The sequence below is a fragment of the Microbacterium sp. genome (assembly GCF_035277845.1).
GTDB lineage: Bacteria > Actinomycetota > Actinomycetes > Actinomycetales > Microbacteriaceae > Microbacterium.
This window is the reverse complement of the sequence record NZ_DATEJS010000028.1, coordinates 1-11025: the sequence shown is the minus strand read 5'-3', so window position 1 is coordinate 11025 and position 11025 is coordinate 1. Positions and strand designations below refer to the sequence as shown.

The window sequence follows — 11025 nt, the reverse complement described above, 5'->3', positions numbered from 1 at the left end:
GAGCAGGGCGCTGCCGTGCCCGTGCCCGCCGTCACCGCGACCGCCCTGCAGCGTGCACTGCAGGAGGCGCTCAGCAACGCGCGCCGGCACGCCCCCGGCCTGCCCGCCAGCGTCACGCTCGACTGGCGGCCGGGCGGAGTGGTGCTGGCCGTCTCCAATCCGGTCGCCCCCGGCACCGCGCCGAGCCCCGGCGGAGGATTCGGGCTCGTCGGCATGCGTGAGCGCTTCGCCGCGCTGCCGCACGGCGGCACCGTGCGCGCGGAGACCGCCGGCGTGCCCGCCACCTTCACCCTCACCGCCGAGGCGCGGCTGTGACCGACGGACCCCCGGACGCCCCCATCCGCGTGCTGATCGCCGACGACCAGGCGATCATCCGCGACGGCCTCGCCACGATCCTGGGGCTCCTGCCCGATGTCGAGGTGGTCGGCACCGCGCCCGACGGCCGGGAGGCGGTCGCCCTCGCGGTGCAGCACCGGCCCGACGTGGTGCTCATGGACCTGCGGATGCCGGTGCTCGACGGCGTCGCCGCCACCGCTCAGCTGCGCACCGACGTACCGGATGCGGCGGTGCTCGTGCTCACCACGTACTCCGACGACGAGTCGATCGTGAAGGCGCTGCGCGCCGGCGCGCGCGGCTACCTGACGAAGGATGCCGGCCGCGTCGAGCTCGCCGCGGCCGTCCGCGCCGTCGCGCGCGGGCAGCGCACCTTCGGCGCGAGCGTGGGGGATGCCGTGATCGGCGCGATGACGGCGTCCGCCCCGGCGCCCGATCCGGTGGCCGGCATCCTGACCCGCTTCCCCGCCCTGACCCGGCGGGAGGCCGAAGTTCTCGGGGCTATGATCGACGGCCTCGGCAACGGCGCGATCGCCGAACGCCAGTTCGTGAGCGTGGCGACGGTGAAGACGCACATCAACGCGATCTTCAGCAAGCTCGGAGTGCGCGACCGGGCCGCGGCGATCGCCCTGGCGCGCGACGACGGAAAGGGAGAGGGATGACGGGCGAAGCATCATCGGTCACGGTGCCGTGGCAGAGGATCCTGCGCGAAGCGGTGCTGCTGGCCATGCCGTTCCAGGTCGTGTTCATCGTGCTGACGCTCGCCCTCGACGCGGCCCATGTGCCGCACGTCAAGCCCGCTCTGGCGCTGCTGCTCGTGCCGGCCCTGTGGGTGCCGGGCGCGATCGGGCTGCTGGTGCGCTTCCCGATGCCGAGGATGCTGCAGCTGCACTACTTCGTGTTCATGTCGATCGGCCCGTACGCCGGCAGCGCCCTGGCGGTCTACGGCCTCATCCCGGGCTGGGACAAGGTGGTGCACTTCGATTCCGGCATCATGCTGGCGTGGCTCGCGCTGTGGACGCTTCGCGAGTCGGAGCTGCGCGGGGGAGCGGTGCTGCGCCGCTGGATGTCGCTCGTGTTCGTCCAGCTCGTGGCGATGTCGTTCGCCGCGGCGTGGGAGATCTGCGAGTTCATCGCCGACCACACGATCGGCACGCATGCCCAGCTGAACAACGCCGACACGATGGGCGACATCATCGGGGGGACGCTCGGCGGACTCGTCTCCCTGCTGGTGGTGTGGTGGTTCCGCCGTCCCCGAAGCCTCCTGCCCCCGTCCCTGCTGAAGCCCGCTCAGCGCTGAGCTGCGCGTCGGTGGTCTACCGGAGACGGTCCGGCAGGGGTACGGTGAGCGCCGACGGGGGCGCATCCGCGCTCACGCGATTCTGGGGAAGGTCTGGGGACATGAAGAGAATGGTGGCGGGCTGCGCCCTTGCGGTCGGGCTCGTCTTCGCCGGAGCCGGCGCTGCGAACGCCGGCGAGTACACCGGCAGCGGAGGGTATCCGCAAGGCACATCGCACGCAGCATCCGAATGCGCGTACTCGGGGCTCGACAGGGCCGACTCGCTCGAAGGGAACCCGCCCGGCTTCGACGACGACGCGATCGCCGTGCGCGGCAGCCAGGCGAACGGCTATCACGGCGTGCAGAGCTACGGCTCGTTCGTCCGCGCCGGGCTGAAGTCGATGGTGCCCTCGCCGGGCGTCGCCTGCAATCCCACGGCGGGAGCGCCGGCAGGTCCGTAGCCGAAGGCTCGCGCACACCCGAGCCCGCACTCGTCCTGACGAGCGCGGGCTCGTCCCGTCTCCGGATGCCGCGGGATCCGGAAACGGGGCATTGTCCACCTGCTCTCAGGGAATGTCAAGCAGCGGACTGGACACACCGCCCGTGTTCGCGTATTGTGGGTGGTTGCGCTCTTGGATTCCCCCTGCCCTCATATGGTGGTCGGCTGTGCCTGCGCTCCCTCGCTTCACGGCGGGGTGTGACGCGCGGTGCCGGGGGAGGAATGAGCAGTCCACCCACGACAAGGAACTCGAGGCCCCGCCGGGCCCATGGAGGTTATCCCCTTGGCTGCTGCGCCCAACGCATCCACCACTCCCAAGAACGGCCGCGGGGCATCCCGCCTCTCGTTCGCCAAGATCACCGACACGCTGACGGTCCCCGACCTTCTCGCGCTGCAGACCGAGTCCTTCGACTGGCTCGTCGGCAACGAGGCGTGGAAGGCGCGCGTCGCCGAGGCTCAGGCCGCGGGTCGCACCGACGTGCCGAACACCAGTGGTCTGGAAGAGATCTTCGAGGAGATCTCGCCCATCGAAGACCTCAGCGAGACGATGCAGCTGAGCTTCACCAACCCCTACCTCGAGCCCGAGAAGTACTCGATCGACGAGTGCAAGGAGCGCGGCAAGACCTACGCCGCCCCGCTGTACGTCGAGGCCGAGTTCATGAACCACCAGACCGGTGAGATCAAGACCCAGACGGTCTTCATGGGCGACTTCCCGCTGCAGACCAACAAGGGCACGTTCATCATCAACGGCACCGAGCGCGTCGTCGTGTCGCAGCTCGTCCGCTCGCCCGGCGTGTACTTCGACCGCGTCGCCGACAAGACGAGCGACAAGGACATCGTCTCGGCCCGCGTCATCCCCAGCCGCGGCGCCTGGCTCGAGTTCGAGATCGACAAGCGCGACCAGGTGGGCGTGCGCATCGACCGCAAGCGCAAGCAGTCGGTGACCGTCTTCCTCAAGGCCCTGGGCCTCACCAGCGAGGACATCCTCGCCGAGTTCGCCGGCTTCGACTCGATCGAGGACACCCTCTCGAAGGACACCATCCTCACGCAGGAGGAGGCCCTCCGCGACATCTACAAGAAGCTGCGTCCGGGCGAGCAGGTGGCCGCGGAGGCCGCCCGCAACCTCCTCGACAACTTCTACTTCAACCCGAAGCGGTACGACCTCGCCAAGGTGGGTCGCTACAAGATCAACCGCAAGCTCGGCCTGTCGACCGACATCCGCGACTCGGTGCTGACCCGCGACGACATCGTCGCGACCATCAAGTACCTGGTCCGCCTGCACCGCGGCGACGACACCTTCGAGGGTCTGCGCAACGGCCAGCCGGCGCAGATGCGCCTCGACGTCGACGACATCGACAACTTCGGCAACCGCCGCATCCGCGCGGTCGGCGAGCTCATCCAGAACCAGGTGCGCACGGGTCTTTCCCGCATGGAGCGCGTGGTCCGCGAGCGCATGACCACGCAGGACATCGAGGCGATCACCCCGCAGACCCTGATCAACGTGCGCCCCGTCGTGGCCGCGATCAAGGAGTTCTTCGGCACGTCGCAGCTGTCGCAGTTCATGGACCAGAACAACCCGCTGGCGGGCATCACCCACAAGCGCCGCCTGTCGGCGCTCGGCCCCGGCGGTCTGTCCCGTGAGCGCGCCGGCGTCGAGGTCCGTGACGTGCACCCGTCGCACTACGGCCGGATGTGCCCGATCGAGACCCCGGAAGGCCCGAACATCGGCCTGATCGGCTCGCTCGCGTCCTTCGCGCGCATCAACGCGTTCGGGTTCATCGAGACCCCGTACCGCAAGGTCGTGGACCGTCACGTCACCGACGAGATCGAGTACCTCACCGCCGCCGAGGAGGCCGATTACATCGTCGCCCAGGCCGGTGTCGAGCTCACCTCCGACAACCGCTTCGCCGAGGACCGCGTGCTCGCACGCTCCGGCAAGGACGGCGAGGTGGACCTCTTCCACGCCGAGGAGATCGGCTACATGGACGTCTCGCCGCGCCAGATGGTGTCGGTCGGCACGTCGCTGATCCCGTTCCTCGAGCACGACGACGCGAACCGCGCCCTCATGGGTGCGAACATGCAGCGCCAGGCGGTTCCGCTGGTGCGCAGCGACTCGCCGTTCGTCGGCACCGGCATGGAGGGCTACGCGGCCATCGACGCCGGCGACGTCATCACCGCCGACAGGGCCGGTGTGGTCTCGGAGGTCTCGGCCGACCGCGTCACCGTGCAGCTCGACGAGGGCGGCACGCAGGACTACTACCTGCGCAAGTTCGACCGCTCCAACCAGGGCACGTCGTACAACCAGCGCGTGATCGTCTCGGCGGGCGAGCGCATCGAGGTCGGCGAGGTCATCGCCGACGGCCCCGCCACCGAGAACGGCGAGCTGGCGCTCGGAAAGAACCTGCTCGTCGCGTTCATGACGTGGGAGGGCCACAACTTCGAGGACGCCATCATCCTCAGCCAGGACCTCGTCAAGAACGACACCCTCTCCTCGATCCACATCGAGGAGTACGAGGTGGACGCGCGCGACACCAAGCTCGGCAAGGAGGAGATCACCCGTGACCTCCCCAACGTCAGCCCGGACCTGCTGAAGGACCTCGACGAGCGCGGCATCGTCCGCATCGGCGCCGAGGTGCGTCCCGGCGACATCCTCGTCGGCAAGGTCACCCCGAAGGGCGAGACGGAGCTCTCGGCCGAGGAGCGCCTGCTGCGCGCGATCTTCAACGAGAAGAGCCGCGAGGTGCGCGACACGTCCCTGAAGGTGCCGCACGGCGAGCAGGGCACGATCATCGCGGTCAAGGAGTTCAACGCCGAGGACGGCGACGACGAGCTCGGCTCGGGCGTCAACCGCCGCGTCGTGGTCTACATCGCCCAGAAGCGCAAGATCACCGAGGGCGACAAGCTCGCCGGCCGTCACGGCAACAAGGGCGTCATCGCGAAGATCCTGCCGGTCGAGGACATGCCGTTCCTCGCCGACGGCACGCCGGTCGACGTGGTGCTGAACCCGCTCGGCATCCCCGGTCGCATGAACTTCGGCCAGGTGCTGGAGACCCACCTCGGGTGGATCGCCAAGCAGGGCTGGAAGGTCGAGGGCGACCCGGAGTGGGCGCTGCACCTGCCCGAGGGCGCCCGCGAGGCCGCCCCCGGCACCAAGGTCGCGACCCCGGTGTTCGACGGCGCCCACGAGGAGGAGATCGCGGGTCTGCTGGACTCGACGCTGCTCAACCGCGACGGCGAGCGTCTGATCGACCGCTCCGGCAAGACGCAGCTCTTCGACGGCCGCTCCGGCGAGCCGTTCCCGGCTCCGATCTCGGTCGGCTACATGTACATCCTGAAGCTGCACCACCTCGTGGACGACAAGATCCACGCCCGCAGCACCGGCCCCTACTCGATGATCACCCAGCAGCCGCTCGGTGGTAAGGCGCAGTTCGGCGGCCAGCGCTTCGGTGAGATGGAGGTGTGGGCCCTCGAGGCCTACGGCGCCGCGTACGCCCTGCAGGAGCTGCTCACCATCAAGTCCGACGACATCCTCGGCCGCGTCAAGGTGTACGAGGCCATCGTCAAGGGCGAGAACATCCAGGAGCCCGGCATCCCCGAGTCCTTCAAGGTGCTCATGAAGGAGATGCAGTCGCTCTGCCTGAACGTCGAGGTCCTCGGCGCCGACGGCACCGCGGTGAACCTCCGCGACACGGATGACGAGGCGTTCCGCGCAGCGGAAGAGCTGGGCATCAACATCTCCAGCCGGTTCGAGTCGTCGTCGATCGACGAGATCTGAACCCGGCCAGGCAAACGCAAGATTCAAAGCACACAGGAGAACTAAGTGCTCGACGCAACAACTTTCGATGAGCTTCGCATCGGCCTGGCCACCGCCGACGACATCCGTCGCTGGTCCTACGGTGAGGTCAAGAAGCCCGAGACCATCAACTACCGCACCCTGAAGCCCGAGAAGGACGGTCTGTTCGGTGAGCAGATCTTCGGCCCCTCGCGGGACTGGGAGTGCGCGTGCGGCAAGTACAAGCGCGTCCGCTTCAAGGGCATCGTCTGCGAGCGCTGCGGCGTGGAGGTCACCAAGTCCTCCGTGCGCCGCGAGCGGATGGGCCACATCGAGCTGGCCGCCCCGGTCACGCACATCTGGTACTTCAAGGGCGTGCCCTCGCGCCTCGGCTACCTGCTCGACATGGCCCCGAAGGACCTCGAGAAGGTCATCTACTTCGCCGCCTACATGGTCATCTCGGTCGACGAGGAGGCCCGCCACCGCGACCTCCCCACCCACGAGAACAACCTGCGCCTGGAGATGAAGACGCTCGGCGACCGCCGCGACGCCCGCGTCGCCGCCCGTCTCGCCAAGCTCGAGGAGCAGCTCGCTGCCCTCGAGGAGGAGGGCGCCAAGGCCGACCAGAAGAAGAAGACCAAGGATGCCGCCGAGAAGGAGATGGCATCCATCCGCAAGACCGCCGACGAGGCGATCGCGCGCCTGGAGCGCGTGTGGGAGGACTTCCGCACGCTCGAGGTGGGTCAGCTGAAGGCGGAGGACGACGTCTTCCAGGAGCTGCAGGACCGCTTCGGCCAGTACTTCGAGGCCTACATGGGCGCGGAGTCCATCAAGCGCCGCCTGGAGTCCTTCGACCTCGCGGCCGAGGCCGAGAGCCTGCACCTGCAGATCGCCGAGGGCAAGGGCCAGCGCAAGATCCGTGCGATCAAGCGCCTCAAGGTCGTGAACTCGTTCCTGTCGACCGGCATGTCGCCGGCCGCCATGGTGCTCGACGTCGTCCCGGTGATCCCGCCGGAGCTGCGCCCGATGGTGCAGCTGGACGGTGGCCGCTTCGCGACCAGTGACCTGAACGACCTGTACCGTCGCGTGATCAACCGCAACAACCGCCTCCGTCGCCTGATCGACCTCGGTGCCCCCGAGATCATCGTCAACAACGAGAAGCGGATGCTGCAGGAGGCCGTCGACGCGCTGTTCGACAACGGCCGCCGCGGGCGCCCCGTCACCGGTACCGGCAACCGTGCGCTGAAGTCGCTGTCCGACATGCTCAAGGGCAAGCAGGGCCGGTTCCGCCAGAACCTGCTCGGCAAGCGCGTGGACTACTCGGGCCGCTCGGTCATCATCGTCGGCCCGCAGCTCAAGCTCCACCAGTGCGGTCTGCCCAAGCAGATGGCGCTCGAGCTGTTCAAGCCGTTCGTGATCAAGCGCCTGATCGACCTCGGTCACTCGCAGAACATCAAGGCCGCCAAGCGCGCCGTCGAGCGCACCCGTCCCGAGGTCTGGGACGTGCTCGAGGAGATCATCCGCGAGCGCCCGGTTCTGCTGAACCGTGCGCCCACGCTGCACCGCCTCGGCATCCAGGCCTTCGAGCCGCAGCTCGTCGAGGGCAAGGCCATCCAGCTGCACCCGCTCGTGTGCGCGGCGTTCAACGCCGACTTCGACGGCGACCAGATGGCCGTGCACCTGCCGCTGTCGGTCGAGGCCCAGGCCGAGGCCCGCATCCTGATGCTGGCGTCGAACAACATCCTGAAGCCCTCCGACGGCCGCCCGGTCACACTGCCCTCGCAGGACATGATCATCGGCCTGCACCACCTGACCACGGTCAAGGCCGGTGCCAAGGGCGAGGGTCGCGTGTTCGGCTCGGTCTCCGAGGCGATCCTGGCCAAGGACGAGGGCACCCTCGACCTGCAGGCCAAGGTGCGCATCCGCGTCCCCGGCCTGACGTTCCTCGAGGGCGAAGCGCCCGAGGGCTACGAGCGCCACGGTCTGCTGGACGCCTCGCTCGGCCAGGCGATCTTCAACGACACCCTGCCCAAGGGCTACCCGTTCGTGCGCGAGCAGGCCGACAAGGGCAAGCTGTCGCAGATCGTCAACAAGCTCGCCGAGGAGTACCCGAAGGTGGAGGTCGCGGCATCCCTCGACCGCATCAAGGACGCCGGCTTCTACTGGGCGACCCGTTCGGGCGTGACCGTTGCGCTGAGCGACATCCTGACCCCGCCGAACAAGGGCGAGATCATCGCGGAGCACGAGAAGGCCGCCGCGAAGGTCCAGGCCCAGTACGAGAAGGGTCTCACCACGGATGCCGAGCGCCGCAAGGAGCTCACCGACATCTGGCAGGAGGCGGAGCGCGACATCCAGCAGGCGATGCGCGACAACTTCCCGGAGGACAACACCATCAACCGCATGGTGTCCTCGGGCGCCCGTGGAAACTGGCTGCAGATCCGGAACATCGCCGGTATGCGTGGCCTGGTGTCCAACCCGAAGGGTGAGATCATCCCCCGTCCGATCATCTCCTCGTACCGCGAGGGTCTGTCGGTGGCGGAGTACTTCATCGCGACGCACGGTGCCCGCAAGGGTCTGGCCGACACGGCTCTCCGCACCGCCGACTCGGGTTACCTGACCCGACGCCTGGTGGACGTCTCGCAGGATGTCATCATCCGCGAGGAGGACTGCGGCACGTCGAAGGGTCTCGACTTCGTCATCGCGGCGCCGAACTCGCAGGGCGTGCTCACGCGCGACGAGAACGTGGAGAACTCCGTGTTCGCCCGCACCCTCGCCGCTGCCGTGGTGGACGGCTCGGGCACGGTGCTGGCCGAGGCGGGCGAGGACGTCGGCGACGTGCTCATCGACCGCCTCGTCGAGGCCGGTGTCGAGACCATCAAGGTCCGCTCGGTGCTGACCTGCGACTCGGCCGTCGGCGTCTGCGCGAAGTGCTACGGCCGGTCGCTTGCCACCGGCAAGATCGTCGACATCGGCGAGGCCGTGGGCATCATCGCCGCCCAGTCGATCGGTGAGCCCGGCACCCAGCTGACGATGCGCACCTTCCACACGGGTGGTTCGGCGTCGGCCGAGGACATCACCCAGGGTCTGCCGCGTGTGCAGGAGCTCTTCGAGGCCCGCACCCCGAAGGGGTCGTCGCCGATCGCCGAGGCCGCCGGCCGCGTCACGATCGACGAGACCGAGAAGAGCCGCAAGGTCATCCTCACCCCCGACAACGGCGACGAGCCGCACGTGTACCCGGTGCTCAAGCGCGCCGAGCTGCTCGTGGAGGACGGCCAGCACGTCGAGGTCGGCCAGCCCCTCATCAAGGGCACGCTGGACCCGAAGGAGATCATGCGCGTGCAGGGTGCCCGCGAGGTGCAGAAGTACCTCGTCGGCGGCGTGCAGGGCGTGTACCGCTCGCAGGGTGTGCCGATCCACGACAAGCACATCGAGGTCATCGTGCGCCAGATGCTGCGCAAGGTCACCGTGGTCGACCACGGCGACACGGCGATGCTCCCGGGTGAGCTCGTCGACTCGCGCCGCTTCATCGACCTGAACCGTCAGGCCGTGGCCGAGGGCAAGCGTCCCGCCTCGGGGCGTCCGGAGCTCATGGGTATCACCAAGGCTTCGCTCGCGACCGAGTCGTGGCTGTCGGCGGCCTCCTTCCAGGAGACCACCCGCGTGCTGACGCAGGCGGCCATGGAGGGCAAGCGCGACCCGCTCGTCGGCCTCAAGGAGAACGTGATCATCGGAAAGCTGATCCCGGCGGGCACCGGCCTTGCGAAGTACCGCAACGTGACCGTCGAGGCCACCGAAGAGGCGAAGAGCGAGCGGTACCCCAACCGCATCTTCGCGTCGGACGGCGCCTACTCCGACGAGGACCTGTCGTACGTCGACTTCGACAGCTTCAGCGACGGGGACTTCACGAGCTATAACTGAGTGAGGATCCCGGAGGGCCCCGGATGCTTCGGCATCCGGGGCCCTTCCCGTTGCGTCTCCGGCCGTCGAGCGAGCGGAGCGGGCCGAAACGCGCTGTCCGATGCACGTTCGCTGTGCAACTCCCGCAACCCGCCCGCGGGCGTCCGGACCGGATGCACACTGCTGTCAGGTGGACGCCTTCGCCCGCCCGGCTGCGGCGTGCCGACGCCCCGGATCGGATGCCGCGACCTAGCGTGGATCGCGGGGAGGCGGGGAATGATCGGCGGACGGCGTTGGTGGCTGGCGTGGCCGGCCGGCATCCTGTGCGCGGGGATCGTCGCAGGTCTCGTGTACCTCGCGTTCCCGGCCGTTCCCGGGGTCGTCACCTACACGATCGAGCTGCTGCAGCAGGGCGCACGCTCCACGGCCGCATCGAAGCCCACCGCGAAGCCGGTGGGCGAGATCGGCACGGCGCTGACCGACGACTGCGTCTCGCTCTACCCGTCGGCGCTGTGGATCGAGCTGACGCTCGACCCGCACACGGTGCTCAGCCAGGACATGACCCCGCCGGCGTCCGAACTCATGACGGCCATGGCGCCGTGGCATCCGGCCCCGCGCATGACGTGCGGGTGGCGGGCCGCCGACGGCGGCACCGTGCGCACGAGCCTCGTCGACCTGAGCGACGCCGCCGCCGCGCAGGCGCGGATCGCCACCGCGCTGGGTGACCTCGGCTTCGCCTGCAGCACGTCCCCGACGCAGGCCGCCGTGCTGACCTGCACCCGCACGCGGGCCGCCGTGACCGACACCGAGGTGATCGCGGGGCGGTACTGGCTGTCGACCGCCGAGGCCGGGTGGCAGCCGGGCGGGTATGTGAACGGGCTCGTCGACAGGCTGTGGCCGCATCCGAAGAGGTGAGCGCGATGGGATGCCGACAGTTGCCGTATCCCGCGGCATGGCTTCGCGGCCGGGCCCGGTCCGCGCGCTACGGTGACGGGTGCGGGGCGCGCCCGCGTGAGGAGATCTGTCATGACTGACCCGCAGACCCCGGGGGAGAAGCCGGACATCGATGACGTCGTCGAGCGTGCCAATGCCGGGCTCGCCGACGCGGAGGCGGCCGGCCGCGCCGCCACGGAGCCTCAGCCGGAGGAGCAGGCCCGCGACGACGTGCCGGAAGCGGTCACCCCCGAACCCGCCCAGGCGGATGCCGCCCCCGAGCAGCCGGCCGAGCCCGAACGCGCCGCAGAG

Annotated in this window: 7 protein-coding genes and 1 pseudogene; all 8 read left to right on the top strand. The window is 69.0% G+C overall.

Annotated features, from left to right (window positions below; genetic code table 11):
- Positions 1-315: sensor histidine kinase (locus tag VJR25_RS00940; protein WP_324111576.1), on the top strand; the 315-nt coding region annotated here is incomplete at its 5' end.
- Positions 312-995, top strand: coding sequence for a response regulator transcription factor (locus VJR25_RS00935; protein ID WP_324111575.1), 684 nt, complete (start codon positions 312-314; stop codon positions 993-995). The genes VJR25_RS00940 and VJR25_RS00935, both read left to right, overlap by 4 nt.
- Complete coding sequence (locus tag VJR25_RS00930) at positions 992-1633, top strand: DUF2238 domain-containing protein (RefSeq protein WP_324111573.1); 642 nt, start codon at positions 992-994, stop codon at positions 1631-1633. The genes VJR25_RS00935 and VJR25_RS00930 overlap by 4 nt, the downstream gene beginning before the upstream one ends.
- Positions 1634-1734: 101 nt before the next feature.
- Positions 1735-2073: a hypothetical protein gene (locus tag VJR25_RS00925; protein ID WP_324111572.1), complete on the top strand. Its 339-nt coding sequence runs from the start codon at positions 1735-1737 to the stop codon at positions 2071-2073.
- Between the two features lie 321 nt (positions 2074-2394).
- The gene (locus VJR25_RS00920) at positions 2395-5886 is read left to right on the top strand and encodes a DNA-directed RNA polymerase subunit beta (protein ID WP_324111570.1); all 3492 of its coding nucleotides are present in this window, start codon (positions 2395-2397) and stop codon (positions 5884-5886) included.
- A gap of 45 nt (positions 5887-5931) precedes the next feature.
- A complete protein-coding gene (locus tag VJR25_RS00915; RefSeq protein ID WP_324111568.1) occupies positions 5932-9801 on the top strand; it encodes a DNA-directed RNA polymerase subunit beta' in 3870 nt (1289 codons plus the stop codon).
- Between the two features lie 255 nt (positions 9802-10056).
- Positions 10057-10695, top strand: coding sequence for a hypothetical protein (locus VJR25_RS00910; RefSeq protein WP_324111566.1), 639 nt, complete (start codon positions 10057-10059; stop codon positions 10693-10695).
- 111 nt (positions 10696-10806) lie between these two features.
- Positions 10807-11025: pseudogene (locus tag VJR25_RS00905) on the top strand (hypothetical protein); the annotation flags it as partial.